The sequence below is a fragment of the Bartonella sp. AA86SXKL genome, assembly GCF_042196885.1.
This window is the reverse complement of sequence record NZ_JBHIRE010000395.1, coordinates 1-260: the sequence shown is the minus strand read 5'-3', so window position 1 is coordinate 260 and position 260 is coordinate 1. Positions and strand designations below refer to the sequence as shown.

Annotated in this window: 1 pseudogene; it reads right to left on the bottom strand. The window is 36.9% G+C overall.

Going from position 1 to position 260, the window contains the following annotated elements:
* Positions 1-9: 9 nt before the first annotated feature.
* A pseudogene (locus ACFIO5_RS12205) lies at positions 10-105 on the bottom strand (TIGR01459 family HAD-type hydrolase); the annotation flags it as partial.
* Between the last annotated feature and the right edge of the window lie 155 nt (positions 106-260).

The window sequence follows — 260 nt, the reverse complement described above, 5'->3', positions numbered from 1 at the left end:
CGCCGGTTAAACGCCATGTACACCGGTATGCACCACACCCCACACATCGCAAAAAACAGCATCATAATCCTCTATAACAGTATCAATATGGGTCAGTTCATTCATGTTACACCTATTTATATCTTTGCCATTTCTCAAACTGTCTTTTACTTCAAAACGACTTATCGAAAGAGTAGTCTTCTGTCATCCGCTTTTTCAACATTGTTTTTTATCCCTTCATCGCTTCATATTGCATCTATAAACCATGAGAAATAATAAAA